This window comes from Streptomyces marianii (genome assembly GCF_005795905.1).
GTDB lineage: Bacteria > Actinomycetota > Actinomycetes > Streptomycetales > Streptomycetaceae > Streptomyces > Streptomyces marianii.
In genome coordinates, this window is sequence record NZ_VAWE01000001.1 from 5,056,997 (window position 1) to 5,073,092 (window position 16,096).

Sequence of the window (16,096 nt, forward strand, 5' to 3'; positions counted from 1 at the left end):
TGGGGTTCATGGGGTCCAAGAAGAAGCCGCCGTACGACGCTGAGTTCCGTGAGGGTGCGGTGCGCATCGTGGTTGAGACCGGGAGGCCGGTCGGCGAGGTCGCCGAGGAGCTCGGCATCAACCCGGGCACGCTGCACAGCTGGGTGTCGCGGTGGCGGCGCAACGGGACGACGTCCTCGGACCGGCCCGTACAACCGGCAGCCGCCAGTGGCGGTGGGGGTGGCGGTCGGGTGCGGGAGGCCGAGCGGGCCGAGCTGGAGCGGCTGCGCCGGGAGATCGGGGAGAAGAGCAAGCGGATCCGGGAGCTGGAGATGGAGCGTGATGTCTTCAAGCGATGCATGGCCCTCTGGGTGAAGTGACCGAGAACGCTCCGGAGGCGGTGGTCGCCTTCATCGGTAGCCAGAGGGTCGGGCATGGCGTCCCGCACCGGGTGTCCTGCCGGGTGGTCGGGGTGAGCGAGGCTTGGTTCTACAAGTGGCGCCGGCGCCCCGACGAGCCGACGAAACGCGAGGTCAGGAGGGCGAGGCTGGAGGAGCGGATCATCCACTTCTTCACGGAGTCCGGCGGCACCTACGGCTCGCCGAGGATCACTTTGGATCTGTGGGCGGAGGGCTGGCAGGTGTCGGTGAACACGGTCGCGGAGATCATGGCCGGGCTCGGTCTGCAGGGCCGCAAGCCGCCCAGGCGGCGGTCGCTGACCCGGCAGGGCAAGCGGAAGGCTGCCCCTGACCTGGTGAATCGCCGTTTCGACGCGGTGGCCCCGGACGTTCTCTGGTACGGCGATATGACGGAGATCGAGACCGGCGAAGGCAAGATCTATCTAGCCACGGTCATCGACGCGTTCTCGCGCCGTTGCCTCGGCTACGCCATGGGCGAGCACCATGACGCGGCCTTGGTCGGGGCGTCGTTGAAGATGGCCACCGCGACGCGCGGTGGCCGAAGGGACGGGACGATCTTCCACAGCGACAGGGGAAGTGAGTACACGTCAGAGGCGTACAACACCCTGTGTGACCTCCTGGGCGTGGTGCAGTCCATGGGGCGGGTGGGGTCGGCGCTGGACAACGCCGCCGCGGAGTCGTTCAACTCGCTGATCAAGGTCGAGTACATCCACCGGCACCGGTTCGCCACCCGCACCGAGGCCCGCCTGAAGATCGCCACCTGGATCACCGGGTTCTACAACCCGCGACGCAGGCACAGCGCGGCCGGCGGCCTGCCGCCGGAGGAGTTCGAACGGAGCATCACCGAAGCACGCAAGAAGAGCGACCAGAGGTGCCAGGCCGCATAGGAGAGGTCTCTACGAAACCAGGGGATTGACACTTCGGCCGTCCCCGCCGCCCGCACACGGAAGGGCCGGGAGGGCCGCCCCCTCCTGCGGCCCTCCCGGCTGTCCCCCCGCTCCTCGTGGACCCGTGTCAGTCGAGGTCCACGATGTCCTTCTCGGCCGGCTTCTTCACGGACACCGGCCGGTCGAACTCCGAGAAGGTCATGTCGATCGGCTCCGTGCCTCCGGTCACCTGGAAGCGGAGCAGGTGCGGCGTGCCCTTCGCGGCCACGTGGGCGGTGGCCTTCTCGCCCCGGTAGGACTCCTTGAGGACCACCGTCGGCGTGCCGTCGACCGTCGAGCCGCCGGCCCGCTTCGCCTCGGTGTCGTCGGCATCGAACCCCTCGAGGTAGTTGTCGAGGTCGCAGAACTGCGCGAGGTCCTCGGCGTCCTGGGCGTCGGCCTTCTCCCGCACCCACTTGCCCAGGAGCGTGTCCAGGGCGGCCCGGGTCTCCTCCTCGGAGCCGCCCTCGGTCTGCGAGCGCAGCATCTTCTCGTCGAAGCGCAGGTAGACCGTGTCGCCGGTCCTGACGAGTTCCGTGGTGCCCTCCGTGCCCATCTGGACGGTTCCCGCGCAGTTCCCCCTGGTGTCCACGGCGAGGTCCGCCCGGACCGGACCGTCCGCCGTCGCCATGGTGACCTTGAGTCTGAGCGAGGTCGCCTTCTTCGTCGTGGTGACGGCCCTGTTGAGGATCTCGGGGCCCGAGAGGCCCGGGTACGGGCCGGACTCCGCGCTCGGCGGGCTGTCGGCAGTCTGGTCGAGGGAGCCGCACGCCGTCAGGGCGAGGGCGGCGCACAGCGAGGCGAGGGCGAGGTGCTTGGCGCGGGTGCGCGGGACGGCGGGCATGACGGCTTCTCCGTTGGGCCTGGGAGTGGAACGGGAGGTGCGGGCGGGGTGAGGGCCGGGGCGACGCTCAGAGCTTCAGGTCCCAGACACCTGCGTCGTACCCGAAGCCGGGGCTGAGCTCGACGGTCAGGTTCCCGGCGTCGGCGGGGGCGTCGAAGGCCCAGACCGCGGTGACCTTCTTGCCGGGCAGGATCGTGCCGGTGAACGGCTCGCCGACCTTGCCGTCGTAGATCGACTCGGCCTTCACGCCGTCCTTGCCGGCGCGCGCCTCGGCGGTCACGAGCGCCGCCTCGAACTTCTCCTTGCCGGAGTTCTCGATGGTGACGGTGACCTTGTACGCCTTGTTGCCCTTGGTGTGGCCGATGGAGTACTCGCCCGGCGTCCAGGCCGCGGGCTCGGAGACGGTGATGGTCAGGTCGTCGTCGTAGACGGCGGAGTCGCCGGCGGCGAGTGCCTTGCCGGTCGCGTCCTCGCCGTCCTTCGCCTTCTCCAGCGGCTTGTCGCCTCCGGCGGGCTTCCTGGTGGCCGACGACCCGGACGTGACCTTGTTGATCTCGTCGACCGCGTCGTCCACGGCCTTGAACGTGATGACCGCGCCGACCACCGACAGGACCAGGGACACCAGGCCGAGCACGATGCCGGCGACGGCGACGCCCTTGTTGGTGGCCTCGCCGCGCTTCACCCGGCCCTTCGCCGAGAGGCCGAGGATCAGCCCGATCAGGCCGAGGATGCCGGCGAGCCAGAAGAAGAGCGGGATCAGGCCGGACAGGGCTCCGATGATCCCCAGGATCAGCGCGGCGGTACCGAGGCCGTTGCGGACCGGCACGGGCGCCTGCGGGAACTGTGGCTGCTGCGTGTACTGGGACATGGGTGTCCTCCAGGGGACGTGTCATCAGCGCCTGCTGTAGCGGTCAACGGGGCGCTGCGTGGTCCGGCCCGTTCGACGGTCCGGCGGTGTGATGAGTCAATGAGATCAGAGGCTGTGAACCGAGTCAACGCGATTCACGGAATTCAGGTTCACACACACTGTGAAGCGACCCCTCTTGCGGTCCTCGCTATGCTCGGTGTCACATCAGCGCCGGCGAGTCGCCGACGGAGAACAGGAGCAGCCCGTGCCGGAGAACGCAGCAGAGGTGACGGCTGCCGGAATCGCCCGGCTGGCGGGCGTCGGGCGCGCTGCGGTCAGCAACTGGCGACGGCGGCACGCCGACTTCCCCAAGCCCGTCGGCGGCACCGAGACCAGCCCGTCCTTCGCGCTCCAGGAGGTCGAGCAGTGGCTGCGGGCCCAGGGCAAGCTGGCGGAGGTACCGCTGCGGGAAAGGGTCTGGCAGCAGCTCTGCGGCCATCCGGCGGGCGCCGTCAACGCCCTGGGGCACGCGGGCCACGTCCTGCTGCTCGTACGTGACCGGCCCACGGCCTGGCTGGAGTTGGCGGCCGTGTCGGACAAGCGGCTGGTCGCCATGCTCCCCGCCGCCCTGGACGGCGTGCTCAGGGCCCGGTTCGGAGAACAGCGCGCCGCCGTGCCGACCCCGGGTCCCGCCGAACTGGAGCCGTCCGTGCCCCTCCTGCGGGGCGCTGCCGAGCTCGCCGCCGAGACCGGCGCCCGCCAGGCCTTCGAGTTCCTGCTCGGCCGGTACCTGGACGCCAACCCCCGCCAGTTCACGCTCACTCCGACCGGCCCGGCCGAGCTGATGGCCGCCCTCGCCGGAGCGGACACCCCGGGAAGGACGGTTCTCGACCCCGCGTCCGGCACTGGCGAACTCCTGCGTGCCGTAAGGCAGCCCGCCGCTCTGTACGCCCAGGACGCCGACCCCGAACTGGCGTCGCTCACGGCGCTGCGTCTTGCCCTGCACGGCGACGCCGACATCCGGGCGGCCGCCGGCGACACCCTCCGCGCCGACGCGTTCCCCGGCGTCACCGCCGACGCCGTGCTCTGCCATCCGCCGTTCAACGAACGGAACTGGGGCCACGACGAACTCGCCTACGACCCCCGCTGGGAGTACGGCTTCCCGGCCCGCACCGAGTCCGAACTGGCCTGGGTGCAGCACGCGCTCGCCCGGCTGCGCCCGGGCGCCACGGCGGTGCTGCTGATGCCGCCAGCCGTCGCGTCCCGCAAGTCGGGACGCCGGGTCCGCGCGGATCTGCTGCGGCGCGGGGCGCTGCGTGCCGTCGTCTCCCTCCCCGCGGGGGCGGCGCCGCCGTACGGCATTCCACTCCACCTCTGGGTGCTGCGCCGCCCGGTCCCCGGTGACCGCCCCGGGCAGGAACTGCTCCTGGTCGACGCCGCCGAGTTCGCGGAGCCGGGCGGCGGGCGCGACAGACTCGACTGGCCTGCCGTGCACCGTGCGGTCCTCGACGCCTGGCTGCCCTTCGACCGCGACGGCCGCGCGGAGGAGCGGCCCGGCAGGAGCCGCTCCGTGCCCGTCGTCGAACTCCTCGACGACGACGTGGACCTTGCCCCGGCCCGCCATCTGCCGCCGCCCGCGACCGGGGGAGGCGCGGCCGAACTCACCGACGTGCGCGAGCGGCTGGCCGGCACGCTGAGGCTCGCCCTCGGCCTCACCCCGGAGGCGGCCTCGCCGGCGGCGGGGGGGACGGCCGTCCGCCCCGGTACCACCGTCGGCGAACTGGCCCGTGCGGGAGCTCTCGAGCTGCGGTCCGGCGGTACGGGCACGGGACCGGCGCCCGTCCTCACCGAACAGGACGTCCTCGACGGCACCGCCCCCTCGGGGGCGCTCCCCGAAGGCCCGGCACCCGGCGAGGAGTCCGTCGAGCCGGTCCTCGTCCGGGCCGGGGACGTCGTCGTGCCCGTACTCGGAGCCGGCCCGTCGGCCCGCGTCGTCGACGAGGCGACGGCCGGAGCCGCGCTCGGCCGGAACCTGCAGCTGCTGCGGCCCGATCCGGCCGCGCTGGACCCCTGGTTCCTCGCCGGCTTCCTGCGCGGCACCGCGAACAACCGCCAGGCGAGCAGCTACGCCTCCACCGCCACCCGGCTCGACGTGCGCCGTCTCCAGCTGCCCCGCCTGCCGCTCGCCGAGCAGCGGCGCTACGGGGACCGCTTCCGGGCGCTCGCCGAGTTCGAGTCCGCGCTGCGCCTCGCGGGCCGGCTGGGCGGGCAGCTGGTGCAGGGGCTGTACGACGGGCTGGCGGACGGCACGGTCGAGGCCTGAGCCGGGCGCCGCTCCGACGTCCGTCCCGGGTGGTCCCCGACATCGGTGGCCGGCGGCGGCGGTGACGCACGATCCGGGCGGCCGGGCGGCGCGCTGCGCTGCGGCGTTCGCGGCGGTGCGGTGTCTCATGGTGGTGCGGTGTGCCCGGCGTCTCGTGGTGGTGCGGCGTGCGCGGCGGTGCGGTCCGGGCGGCCGGGCGGCGCGCTGCGCTGCGGCGTTCGCGGCGGTGCGGCGTCTCGTGGCGGTGCGGTGTGCCCGGCGTCTCGTGGTGGTGCGGCGTGCGCGGCGGTGCGGTCCGGTGGCCGGCGGCGGCGGTGGCGGTGGCGCACGATCCCGGCGTCCCGGCGTCCCGTTGCAGCGTGATGTGCGCGGTCCCGCTGCCGTGCGGCGTGCGCGGCGCTGACACCGGCGACCGGCCGTCCTGGCCCCGGCGGGGCCGGCGGCCGGATCCGGGACCGGTCACGGCGTGATCGGTTCAACAACGGTTCGGTACAACCCACGGCCGGATGTCGCCGTCGATGTATACGCTCGGACCTCGTCCGACGAGCAGCCCGTGAACTCACGCCAGTGAACACACCAGTCCCAGGAGCAGCCATGCAGGGCCACGGCCACGGCTACCCGCCTCCACCCGCCGGGCGTCCCTCCGACGGCACGCTGATCACCCTGCGCGTGATCTTCATCGCGGCGGTCGTGCTGAGCTGCAGCCTGCTCGCCTGGGTGCCGATGCTGCGGCTCGCGATCGTCACCCGCAAGCCGGTCGACTGGGTCCTCTTCTGCGCCACCATCGCGGCCAACGTGGGAATGCTGGTCTTCGCCGGTGTCTCCTCCCCGGAGAACGGGGAGATGACCGACGCCGTGGGCTTCACCATCCTCGGCTGGGTCACGCTCGTGATGGTCGGGTCCATCACGTACTACGTGATGGCGGAGACCCGGCACTACGAGCGGCTCACGGCCGGCGGGGGCCCGGCCGCGGGCTACGGACTGCCGCCGCACCCGCCGGTGACGGCGTACGGCTATCCGCCGGCCGGCCCGCCCGGCACCGGGGCGGCGCCGAACCCGTACGCCCGGCCGGTGCAGCACCCTCCCGTGCCGCGGCAGTCGCCCTCGCCGAGCCCTGCGCAGTCCGGGCCGCAGCCGCAGCCGCAGTCCGGGCCGCAGCCGCCGGTCTCCGGCCCGGTTCCCGGACCGGCCTCGGGCCACGAGCCGAACCGCCGTATCGACCAGGTCCGCGCCGAACTCGACGAACTCAGCGACCTCCTTCGCCGGGAGCCCCGTCCCGACGGCGGTGACCGGTGAACGGTCGCGTCATCGCCGGACGCTACGAACTCTCCACCGTCATAGGCCAGGGCGGCATGGGCCAGGTCTGGACGGGCTACGACCAGCGCCTCGACCGCCGGGTGGCGGTGAAGCTGCTCCGCCCCGACCACATGGCGCCCGCCACGGCCGCCGACGAGATGCGGCGCCGCTTCGTCCGCGAGTGCCGCGTCACGGCCCAGGTGACCCACCCGGGCCTGGTCACCGTGCACGACGCCGGCAGCGACGGCGACGACCTCTACCTCGTCATGCAGTACGTGGAGGGTGCGGACCTCGCCGACCACCTCGCCGAGCACGATCCGTACCCCTGGGAGTGGGCCGTCTCCGTCGCCGCCCAGCTGTGCTCCGTCCTGGGCGCCGTGCACGCCGTACCGATCGTCCACCGGGACCTCAAGCCGCGGAACGTGATGGTGAAGCCGGACGGCACGGTCACCGTCCTCGACCTCGGTGTGGCGTCCGTCATCGACACGGACACCACCCGCCTCACCCACACCGGATCGCCGATCGGCAGCCCGGCGTACATGGCGCCCGAGCAGGCCATGGGCGGCGCCGTCGGCCCGTACACGGACCTGTACGCCCTCGGCGTGCTGCTCCACGAACTGCTCAGCGGCAACGTGCCGTTCGCGGGTTCCACAGCGCTGGGCGTGCTCCACCGCCATCTCTACGAGCCCCCGCTGCCGGTGCGGCAGCTCCGGCCCGAGGTCCCCGATCAGCTGGAGGCGCTGGTGCTGCGGCTGCTCGCCAAGGACCCGCAGCACCGGCCCTCCGGCGCACAGGAGGTGTACGAGGCCCTGACGCCGCTGCTGCCCACGCGGCCCGGCGCGCCCGGCGGGCCGCTCGACCCGACCCGCCCCTTCCTGCGCCCGCACGCGCCGTGGCCGGACCGGGCGACGGCCCCGCCGCCGCCCGATCCACGGGTGGTCGCCGCGGCGGCTCCGGCGGCCGACCGTCCCGACGTCGCCGCCGCCGTCGACGAGGTCAAGCGCCTCCTCGGCGAGGGCAGCATCACGCGGGCCGTGGACATCCTCGGCGGCATCCTCCCGGCGGCCGCAGCGGAGCACGGCGAGCGGTCCCCGGTCGTCCGCATCCTGCGCAAGCAGTACGCGACGACGCTGATGGACGACGGCCAGTACCGACGGGCCCTGCCCGAGCTGCGGCGGCTCGCGGACGACCGGGCCGCGGAGGCGGGGCCGGGCGACCCGCAGACGCTCCAGTTCCGCTACGACGCGGCGCAGTGTCTGGAACAGCTGGGGGAGACGGCCGCGGCACTCGCCGAGTACCGGGCGGTGCTTCCCCACTACGAGAGCCGGCACAGGACCGGGGGAGACCCCTCGCGGGCCTTCGACATCCGGCACCGGATGGGACATCTGCTCCTGGCGATGGGCGACCACACCGCGGGGCATCAGCAGCTGCAGAACCTGCTGTTCGACACGGAACGCGTGTACGGTCCCGGCCACCCGCTCGCCGTCGAGCTCCGCCGGTCGCTGGACCGCCAGCGCCAGTTCCGCACCGGCTGAGGGGCCGGGGCCGATCCGGCCGGGGTGCCGTAGCGCGGCCGACGCGGTTCCGACCCGGCCGCCGTCCGGCAGGCGTCACACGGCCCGGAGGAACGCCGTTCCCGCGACGACACCCAGCAGCCTCAGGCGGGAGCCGTCGGCGAGCCGCCTGGCGAGGGCCCCGGCGACTCCGGGGCGGCTGTCGTCGCCGTGTCCGTCGAGGACGACGACCGCGCCGCCGGCGGCGAGTTCCTCCGTGAGGTCCAGATCCGCGAGCACGCCCCCCACGGACGGGTCACCGGCCAGGACGACCACGCCGTAGCGCCGGTCGGACACCTCGGCGCGCACCCCGGTGTCGGCGGAGGCTCCCCGCAGGAGCCGGGCCTGGGCGCCCGAACGGCTGCCGCACAGCGCCAGGTTGGCGCGGACGACGTCCTCCCGGACCGGGGCGGGTGCGGTGCCCGTCGGCACGAGGGCGCCGGCCAGCGGGTCGACGACCGTCAGCCGCGGCTCGACGCCCGCGCGGTGCAGCATGCGCAGCAGGGCGGCAGCGAACAGCCCGTGCTGGGTGCCGATCTCCAGGACCTCCTCGTTCGGCGGGGCCAGCAGCGGCACGGTCGCCAGCTTCCCGCAGATGTCCGAGGTCGAGCCCGCCAGCCGGCCGACGCCCAGTGCCTCCAGTGCCACCACCGTGCGGTACGCCACCGTCAGATCGCGGCGCGCGTGCTCGCCCGAGGCACCCGTCACCGTGGTCACCTCCCGCACCAGCGTGTCCAGTTGGGTCGCGGTGGGCATCCGGTGGCCGTCCCGTCCGGAGTGGTCGAGCAGCAGCCCGAGCCCGTAGCTCTGCCGCCGCAGGTCGGCCACTTCGTGGTGCAGGGCGTCGAGATCGGCCTGGAGTGAAGTGGTGGCACGCTCGAGGCGCTGCTCCACCAGTGAGAACGCCGGACGCAGCATCCGCTTCGCCAGCCGGTTGCTCAGGAGGGAAGGCATGGCCGGGAGGTTACGCCGCGATTTCCACTCAAGGGGCCACCAACGGGGGCCATTCGGGTGAAGTCTTGGTGTCCTTGCGTTGACGTCCCCGTACAGCGGGTAGCGGTACGGCCTCCGCGGTTCCCGCGACGAGGGGTCCGCCACCGCACGTCGCGGCCACCAGCAGGACGCCGACCGACGCCCTCACCCACCACGACGCAGCCCTGAGCGCACCCATAGCCCGGCCGTCCCTCGTCTGACGGATGCCCCGGTCCCCGCACATCAGGCCTGCCCGTACGGAACGGGTACGGCGCCGCACACCGACCGCCTCCCGAATCGTTGACCGAATCAGTGGCGGCGAAGTAGTGGCCTGCGCCACGCCGACTGCCTACCATCGATCACCGCAAGGTCTTTGTGCACCGCGTCACAAACGCTCCGCGTCACGATCACCACCGCACGCCAGGAGGCCCCTTTGCACCGCCGCCGTCGCACCGCGCTCGCCCTCTCCGCCGCGCTCGTCGCGGCGGCACCCCTGCTCGCCGCCTGCGGGACCGAGGCGCACCCTGGTGCCGCTGCCGTCGTCGGAGGCGACCGGATCGAGGTGTCCACGCTCCAGGCGGAGGTCAGGGACGTGCGGGCCGCCCAGGAAGCGTCGCCCGAGGCCGCCCAGCTGATCAAGAACACCGGGCAGCTGAACCGCGCCAAGCTGCACGGGATGATCTTCGACCGGATCCTGGAGCACGCCGCCGAGAAGAACGGCGTCACCGCCTCCCGCAAGGATGTGCAGGACGCCCGCGCCTCCCTGGCCCAGCAGTCCGGCGGCGAGGAGCAGCTGGCCGCGATGCTGCTCCAGCAGCGCGGAGTGGCTCCGGACCGGATCGACCAGGCCGTTCGCGAGGAGGTCCTGCTGACCGGGCTGGCCCGGGCGCTCGGTGCCGACCTCGGCACTCCGGAGGGCCAGCAGAAGGTCGGCGCGGCGCTGACGGCCGCTTCCAAGGAACTCGACATCGACGTGAACCCCCGCTACGGGGCGTGGGACGACACGAAGATCCAGCTCGGCGACTACAAGGCACCGTGGATCATCCAGGTCACCAAGCAGCCGGAGGCGATCCAGGCCGGAGCGTAGCGACGGCCGTCCGGGCCGCGGCCGGCCGGCGGGACCGGTGCGCGGGCGGTTCCGCGGGCGCGGTGGGATCCGTGGGCGGTGGCTCGCACGGAACGGTCGGCGCGGTGGATCCGTGGGCGGTGGCTCGCACGGAACGGTCGGGGCGGTGGGATCCGTGGGCGGTGGCTCGCACGGAACGGTCGGGGCGGTGGGATCCGTGGGCGGTGGCTCGCACGGAACGGTCGGGGCGGTGGGATCCGTGGGCGGTGGCTCGCACGGAACGGTCGGGGCGGTGGGATCCGTGGGCGGTGGCTCGCACGGAACGGTCGGGGCGGTGGGATCCGTGGGCGGTGGCTCGCACGGAACGTTCGGCGCGGTGGCGGTGGATCGTACGGAACGGTGGGGCCGCCGCGGTGGATCCCGTCCGGCCGTGAGGCCCGGTCCCGGCGCCCGTCCGCCCCGACGTAAGGTCGAGGGGTGAACGCTGAAGCGCCCGTCGAGCCCGGCCGAATCGTCCTGCTCACCGCCAGCCATCGTGTCGCGCCCGGACTGCTGTCCTGGCCGGCGTGGCAGACCCTGCGCACGGCCGACCGCGTGCTGTGCGCCGACGCGGAGCACCCGCAGCTCCCGTATCTGAGGGAGGCCGGTGTCGGCGTGGAGGTGGCCGCGCCCACCGCGCAGGAACTCGTGGACGGCTGTGCGGGAGGCCGGACCGCCGTGGTCCTCGCGACCGGCGAGGGCGACCGGGCCCTCACCGACGGCCTGGCCCGCATGGCGGGCTCCGGCCGGGTGCGGATGCCCGACCTGGAGCTGTTGCCCGGCTCGTACGACCTTCCCGGCACGCGGCTCCTCGACCTCGTCCAGGTCATGGACCGGATCCGCCGCGAGTGCCCGTGGTCCTCGCAGCAGACCCACAAGGGCCTCGCCAAGTACGGCATCGAGGAGGCGTACGAGCTCGTCGAGGCCATCGAGGACGGCGACCGCGACGAACTGCGCGAGGAACTCGGCGACGTCCTCCTCCAGGTCGTCTTCCATGCGCGCATCGCGCAGGAGGCGAGCGGGGAGGAGGGGGACGAGCCGTTCTCGATCGACGACGTCGCCGGGACCATCGTCGACAAGCTCGTCCACCGTCACCCGCACGTCTTCGGGGACGCCCGTGCCGAGACCCCGGAGGACGTCAAGGAGCACTGGCTGCGTACCAAGGCGATCGAGAAGCGGCGGGAGTCGGTGACCGACGGCGTCCCGCTCGGCCAGCCGGGACTCGCGCTCGCCGCGAAACTGGCGGGCCGGGTGCGGACGGCCGGGCTGGACGTGGAGCTGCCCACGGAGGACGGCGACCGCGCCGTCGGGTACGAGCTGCTGGCGATGGCCGTGCGCGCGGAGGCCGAGGGCCACGACCCGGAAGCCGCCCTTCGCGCCGCCGCCCGCGCCTATCGCGACGCGATCCGCGCGGCGGAGTCCGCGGCCCGGCACTGACGGGGAGGGCCGGCCGTCCCGGCGTGTGCGTCAGTCCCGCCTTCCGCGCCGCCGGTCCACGGCGGTGAGGTCGATCTCGACGGGGTACGGGACGTCGACCTTCAGCCGGTTGTGGTGGATGCCGGTGACGGCGTAGGCGCTCGTGGCGGGGTCCAGCTCGTACACGTACACCACGGGCAGGTCGTCGTGCTTCTCGACCCGCCAGAAGTGCCGGATGCCAGCCGCCGCGTACTTGCGCGGTTTGAGCTCGCGGTCACGCTGCACGGACTCGTCCGAGACGATCTCGACGGCGAGCAGGATGTCGTCCGGGGCGTACCAGGTCTGCTGCGGTCCCGTGCGGGCGCTCCACGGAACCACCATGAGATCGGGCTCCGGCCGGTCGCGTACGCCCAGTTTGGTGGTCATCTCGCGGACGACATAGAGGTCGTCCGGTGCCTGCTGCACCAGTGCGTTCTCCAGCAGCCGCAGCGCGGCCATGTGGAAATCGGTCTGCGGAGTCACGAAGAACAGTCCCCCGTCGATCAGCTCGGTGTGCGGCGGGAGACCCTTGATCCGGTCGAGGTCGTCCGCCGTCCACCCACCGGGGGGCGGGACCGGGAACACGTACTGCTCCTCCCGGCCGTCCTGGTCTTCCCTCCGGTCTTCGGCTGCGGCACTCATCAGCGCTCCCATGCGACGGAGTCTGGCGTGTACGGTCAGCCTACCCACGGGGAACGCGGAAAGGTCCGCCGAACGGGGGACCGGCCCGGTGCGGGTTAACGTCGACCCATGCACGACCGGCCGTCCCGCGTCCCCGACGCCCCCGAGCTCTTCACCTGGGAGTTCGCCACCGACCCGTACCCCGCCTACGCCTGGCTCCGGGAGCACGCGCCGGTGCACCGGACCCGGCTGCCCAGCGGGGTGGAGGCGTGGCTGGTGACCCGGTACGCGGACGCCCGGCAGGCCCTCGCGGACCAGCGGCTCAGCAAGAACCCCGCGCACCACGACGAGCCCGCGCACGCGAAGGGGAAGACGGGGATCCCGGGGGAGCGCAAGGCGGAGCTGATGACGCATCTGCTGAACATCGACCCGCCCGACCACACCCGGCTGAGGCGGCTCGTGTCGAAGGCGTTCACCCCCCGCCGGGTGGCCGAGTTCGCGCCCCGGGTACAGGAGTTGACGGACCGGCTCATCGACGGTTTCGCGCAGCGGGGTAGCGCGGACCTCATCCACGAGTTCGCGTTCCCGCTCCCCATCTACGCCATCTGCGACATGCTCGGCGTCCCACGTGAGGACCAGGACGACTTCCGGGACTGGGCGGGGATGATGATCCGTCACGGCGGGGGCCCGCGCGGCGGTGTCGCCCGGTCGGTGAAGAAGATGCGCGGCTATCTCGCTGACCTGATCCACCGCAAGCGCGAAGCCCCCGGTGACGACCTCATCTCGGGACTTATCAAGGCGTCCGACCACGGGGAGCACCTCACCGAGAACGAGGCCGCCGCGATGGCCTTCATCCTCCTCTTCGCCGGGTTCGAGACCACGGTGAACCTCATCGGGAACGGCACGTACGCGCTGCTGCGGAATCCGGGGCAGCGGCAGCGGCTCCAGGACTCGCTGGCCGCAGGCGAGAACGGCCTGCTCGCCACCGGGGTCGAGGAGCTGCTGCGCTACGACGGACCGGTCGAGCTCGCCACCTGGCGGTTCGCGACCGAGCCGCTGGCGCTCGGCGGCCGGGACATCGCCGCCGGCGACCCCGTCCTCGTCGTGCTGGCCGCCGCGGACCGCGACCCCGGGCGGTTCGCGGAGCCCGACACCCTCGATCTCGGCCGCCGGGACAACCAGCACCTCGGGTACGGGCACGGCATCCACTACTGCCTGGGCGCGCCGCTCGCGCGGCTGGAAGGACAGACCGCGCTCGCGGCGCTCCTCACCCGGCTGCCCGACTTGCGGCTTGCGGTCGATCCGTCGGAATTGCGGTGGCGTGGGGGGCTCATCATGCGCGGATTGCGCACTCTGCCCGTTGAATTCACCCACCGCTGAATCTGACGGACAGTCAAGACTGTGACTTTTACGTGATCTCCGCTGCACCGACTTGTGACTGACGTCGGAGTGCGGCTACGTTCACCCCGACTCCGGGTCATCGAGGTCAATCACCTCGAGAGTCCCTGGAGTTTTCTGTAGTCACACGGAAGGCGCACCGCATGCTGTCCGGGAACGGCCGACACCGCCGACCTCGTCAGGTCCCCGCCCTCATCGTCGCGGCAGGGGTGACCGGATCGGCCATCGCCATCCCGCTGCTCGGCGCGGGTTCCGCGTCCGCCGCCGACACCGCCACCTGGAACCGCGTCGCGGACTGCGAGAGCGGCGGCGACTGGAGTGCCAACCTCGGCAACGGTTACTACGGCGGCCTCCAGATGTCCCAGGAGATATGGGAGGCCTACGGCGGCACCGCGTACGCGCCGCGCGCGGACCTCGCCAGCCCCTCCGAGCAGATCTCGGTCGCCGAGATGGTGCTCGCCGCCCAGGGTGCCTCCGCCTGGCAGAGCTGCGGATCGATCACGGGTCTGGGCGGCGGTGGCTCCGAGTCCACCGGCACCCCGTCGGCCGACCCGCTGGGCGATGTCGTGAAGGGACCCTCGTTCGGTGACGGGGCGGACGCCGTGCCCGAGCCGGATGCCGGGGACCCCTTGCCTGCCGGATCCCGGTCGGGCCCGGGCGAGTCCGCCTCCGAGTCGCCCGAGTCGCCCGAGCCGTCCGGGCAGTCCTCCTCGCCGGCCGGGTCCCCGCAGCCCGCCGGATCCGCCGAGGGCTCCGCCGGGAGCGCGGAGGCGTCCGGCGAGGCGGGGGCGGAGGCGGGCACCGGCAAGCATCGGGGCACCCCCGCCACCGAAGGGGATGAGGCAGGCAATTCGGGCGATGACCATGAATCTGGTCGACATGCCTCACTGGGTGATGGAGCGACGCGGGATGGTGCCGTCACGGGAGACGAGTACGTCGTCCGCATCGGCGACAACCTCTCGTCGATCGCCGACGCGAACCAGGTGCCCGGCGGCTGGCCCGCCCTCTATGAGGCGAACCAGGACGTCGTCGGCTCCGACGCGGACCTCATCCTGCCTGGCCAGAGTCTCGATCTCGGCCCGGAAAAGGGCCAGTTGAAGGAGTAGTTCGGGCGCTTATGTCCGGTTCTGTGCGAGTGAGACAAGAGTCTCTTCCGGTCAACTGGCGCTGCTAGCCGGTCAACTCCGGTCATCGCGGCTCCCACCTGCGAAAACGGACATGTTGCCCCGTCAGTTTTGGGCGATTTCTCCCCGATGTTCGTCTTTGAACATCGGGGAGACGTGTGTCTACGGTCTGAACCGCTCGCAACGCGGGCCCCGTCGACCGCACGCCGAATCCTGCCGGCGGCCGCCGGGAACAGTCGTCGCGCAAGCGCCGAAGGCAGGAGCGGGGGACCCAAGGTAAGTGCCGGACAGGCCCGATGAGGGCTGCCCGGCTAGGGGTGGAGCCGTGCGTTCGTCGCACGGCCGGGCACCACATCGGCCCGAACCCGACAGCTCACCTCGCAGGCGTCGGTGAGGAGAACTTCGATGCTGCTTTCCGGCAAGGGCAAGCACCGTCGCCCGACGGTCTTCCAGCGGTCCACCCGTGTCGCCACGCTCGCCGGTGTGGCCGGCGCCGCCATCGCCGCCCCGCTGATGGCCTCGGGCACCGCGTCCGCCGCCACCGCCTCCGAGTGGGACGCCGTCGCCCAGTGCGAGTCCGGCGGCAACTGGTCGATCAACACCGGCAACGGCTACTACGGCGGGCTGCAGTTCTCGGCCTCCACCTGGGCCGCCTACGGGGGCACCGCGTTCGCCCCCACCGCCGACAAGGCCAGCAAGGCGCAGCAGATCCAGATCGCCGAGAAGGTCCTGGCGGGCCAGGGCAAGGGTGCCTGGCCGAACTGCGGCACCGGACTGTCGAACGCCTCGTACGGCGGAGCCGCCCCGGCCGCCCCCAAGGCCGCCGAGCCCAAGGCCGAGCCCGCCGCCCCGAAGCGAGCCGAGGCCCCGACCAGCCGCTCCGAGCGCGCCGCCGCCCCGGTCAAGAAGGGCGACGGCGAGTACACGGTCAAGGCCGGCGACACCCTCAGCGGGATCGCCGACTCCGAGAAGGTCAAGGGCGGCTGGAAGAAGCTGTTCGAGCTGAACAAGGACATCGTCGAGGACGCGAACGTCATCCACCCCGGCCAGAAGCTCCACCTGAGCTGATGCCCGGCCCGGGGACCCTCGCGGTCACCCCCGGCCCCGGCCCTGCGTGGCATCCCCCGTACTCCCCGCTGTCCGGCGGGCACGGGGGGTACTCCAGGGCCGGGGTCTTTGTCCGTTCCGGCCGGTTTTCCGTCCCACGGGGCGGGCATCTGCCGGACGATGCCAC

At 72.6% G+C, this 16,096-nt stretch carries 14 protein-coding genes and 1 riboswitch; of the genes, 10 read left to right on the plus strand and 4 right to left on the minus strand.

The genetic code is table 11. From position 1 onward, the window contains the following. Positions 1 to 8 precede the first annotated feature (8 nt). Positions 9 to 359, plus strand: a complete 351-nt coding sequence (locus FEF34_RS22855) for a transposase (protein WP_138053386.1) — start codon at positions 9 to 11, stop codon at positions 357 to 359. Beyond that, positions 356 to 1,285: an IS3 family transposase gene (locus FEF34_RS22860; protein ID WP_199800693.1), complete on the plus strand. Its 930-nt coding sequence runs from the start codon at positions 356 to 358 to the stop codon at positions 1,283 to 1,285. Before FEF34_RS22855 ends, FEF34_RS22860 begins: the two co-directional genes overlap by 4 nt. A gap of 127 nt (positions 1,286 to 1,412) precedes the next feature. On the opposite strand, the gene FEF34_RS22865 is transcribed toward FEF34_RS22860, so the two are convergent. Next, on the minus strand, positions 1,413 to 2,168 hold the full coding sequence (locus FEF34_RS22865; RefSeq protein ID WP_138054812.1) for a LolA-like protein: 756 nt from the start codon (positions 2,166 to 2,168) through the stop codon (positions 1,413 to 1,415). Between the two features lie 67 nt (positions 2,169 to 2,235). Next, the gene (locus tag FEF34_RS22870) at positions 2,236 to 3,036 is read right to left on the minus strand and encodes a DUF4190 domain-containing protein (RefSeq protein WP_138054813.1); all 801 of its coding nucleotides are present in this window, start codon (positions 3,034 to 3,036) and stop codon (positions 2,236 to 2,238) included. 244 nt (positions 3,037 to 3,280) lie between these two features. Here FEF34_RS22870 and FEF34_RS22875 point away from each other — a divergent pair, with 244 nt between their 5' ends. From FEF34_RS22875 to FEF34_RS22885, 3 genes are all read left to right on the plus strand, one after another. Then, positions 3,281 to 5,338, plus strand: coding sequence for an N-6 DNA methylase (locus FEF34_RS22875; RefSeq protein WP_234042522.1), 2,058 nt, complete (start codon positions 3,281 to 3,283; stop codon positions 5,336 to 5,338). Positions 5,339 to 5,932: 594 nt separating this feature from the next. Continuing rightward, the gene (locus FEF34_RS22880; protein WP_138054814.1) at positions 5,933 to 6,634 is read left to right on the plus strand and encodes a hypothetical protein; all 702 of its coding nucleotides are present in this window, start codon (positions 5,933 to 5,935) and stop codon (positions 6,632 to 6,634) included. Continuing rightward, positions 6,631 to 8,169, plus strand: a complete 1,539-nt coding sequence (locus tag FEF34_RS22885) for a serine/threonine-protein kinase (RefSeq protein ID WP_138054815.1) — start codon at positions 6,631 to 6,633, stop codon at positions 8,167 to 8,169. The genes FEF34_RS22880 and FEF34_RS22885 overlap by 4 nt, the downstream gene beginning before the upstream one ends. Before the next feature lie 75 nt (positions 8,170 to 8,244). On the opposite strand, the gene FEF34_RS22890 is transcribed toward FEF34_RS22885, so the two are convergent. After that, positions 8,245 to 9,141 carry a class I SAM-dependent methyltransferase gene (locus FEF34_RS22890; RefSeq protein WP_138054816.1) on the minus strand — a complete coding sequence of 299 codons (897 nt, stop codon included), beginning with the start codon at positions 9,139 to 9,141 and terminating at the stop codon, positions 8,245 to 8,247. 451 nt (positions 9,142 to 9,592) lie between these two features. On the opposite strand from FEF34_RS22890, the gene FEF34_RS22895 reads away from it, so the two are divergent. Together FEF34_RS22895 and FEF34_RS22900 are read left to right on the plus strand one after the other, a co-directional pair. Continuing rightward, entirely contained in the window at positions 9,593 to 10,246 is a 654-nt protein-coding gene (locus FEF34_RS22895; RefSeq protein WP_138054817.1) for a SurA N-terminal domain-containing protein, read from the plus strand. Positions 10,247 to 10,702: 456 nt separating this feature from the next. Beyond that, on the plus strand, positions 10,703 to 11,701 hold the full coding sequence (locus tag FEF34_RS22900; RefSeq protein ID WP_138054818.1) for a nucleoside triphosphate pyrophosphohydrolase: 999 nt from the start codon (positions 10,703 to 10,705) through the stop codon (positions 11,699 to 11,701). Positions 11,702 to 11,731: 30 nt separating this feature from the next. On the opposite strand, the gene FEF34_RS22905 is transcribed toward FEF34_RS22900, so the two are convergent. Then, positions 11,732 to 12,361, minus strand: coding sequence for a Uma2 family endonuclease (locus FEF34_RS22905; protein ID WP_234042523.1), 630 nt, complete (start codon positions 12,359 to 12,361; stop codon positions 11,732 to 11,734). Positions 12,362 to 12,469: 108 nt separating this feature from the next. Between FEF34_RS22905 and FEF34_RS22910 the strand changes: the two genes are divergently transcribed. From FEF34_RS22910 to FEF34_RS22920, 3 genes are all read left to right on the plus strand, one after another. After that, positions 12,470 to 13,720, plus strand: a complete 1,251-nt coding sequence (locus FEF34_RS22910) for a cytochrome P450 family protein (RefSeq protein ID WP_138054820.1) — start codon at positions 12,470 to 12,472, stop codon at positions 13,718 to 13,720. Between the two features lie 161 nt (positions 13,721 to 13,881). Then, entirely contained in the window at positions 13,882 to 14,844 is a 963-nt protein-coding gene (locus FEF34_RS43955) for a LysM peptidoglycan-binding domain-containing protein (protein ID WP_138054821.1), read from the plus strand. 256 nt (positions 14,845 to 15,100) lie between these two features. Next, positions 15,101 to 15,264, plus strand: a riboswitch (cyclic di-AMP (ydaO/yuaA leader). 3 nt (positions 15,265 to 15,267) lie between these two features. Beyond that, entirely contained in the window at positions 15,268 to 15,930 is a 663-nt protein-coding gene (locus tag FEF34_RS22920) for a LysM peptidoglycan-binding domain-containing protein (protein ID WP_138054822.1), read from the plus strand. The last annotated feature ends 166 nt before the right edge of the window (positions 15,931 to 16,096 follow it).

Bases quoted from the DNA above. Each gene is read 5' to 3' on its own strand.
- FEF34_RS22865 (WP_138054812.1), bottom strand. From the start codon at position 2,168: ATGCCCGCCGTCCCGCGCACCCGCGCCAAGCACCTCGCCCTCGCCTCG.
- FEF34_RS22855 (WP_138053386.1), top strand. From the start codon at position 9: ATGGGGTCCAAGAAGAAGCCGCCGTACGACGCTGAGTTCCGTGAGGGT.
- FEF34_RS43955 (WP_138054821.1), top strand. From the start codon at position 13,882: ATGCTGTCCGGGAACGGCCGACACCGCCGACCTCGTCAGGTCCCCGCC.
- FEF34_RS22870 (WP_138054813.1), bottom strand. From the start codon at position 3,036: ATGTCCCAGTACACGCAGCAGCCACAGTTCCCGCAGGCGCCCGTGCCG.
- FEF34_RS22880 (WP_138054814.1), top strand. From the start codon at position 5,933: ATGCAGGGCCACGGCCACGGCTACCCGCCTCCACCCGCCGGGCGTCCC.
- FEF34_RS22920 (WP_138054822.1), top strand. From the start codon at position 15,268: ATGCTGCTTTCCGGCAAGGGCAAGCACCGTCGCCCGACGGTCTTCCAG.
- FEF34_RS22905 (WP_234042523.1), bottom strand. From the start codon at position 12,361: ATGAGTGCCGCAGCCGAAGACCGGAGGGAAGACCAGGACGGCCGGGAG.
- FEF34_RS22890 (WP_138054816.1), bottom strand. From the start codon at position 9,141: ATGCCTTCCCTCCTGAGCAACCGGCTGGCGAAGCGGATGCTGCGTCCG.
- FEF34_RS22910 (WP_138054820.1), top strand. From the start codon at position 12,470: ATGCACGACCGGCCGTCCCGCGTCCCCGACGCCCCCGAGCTCTTCACC.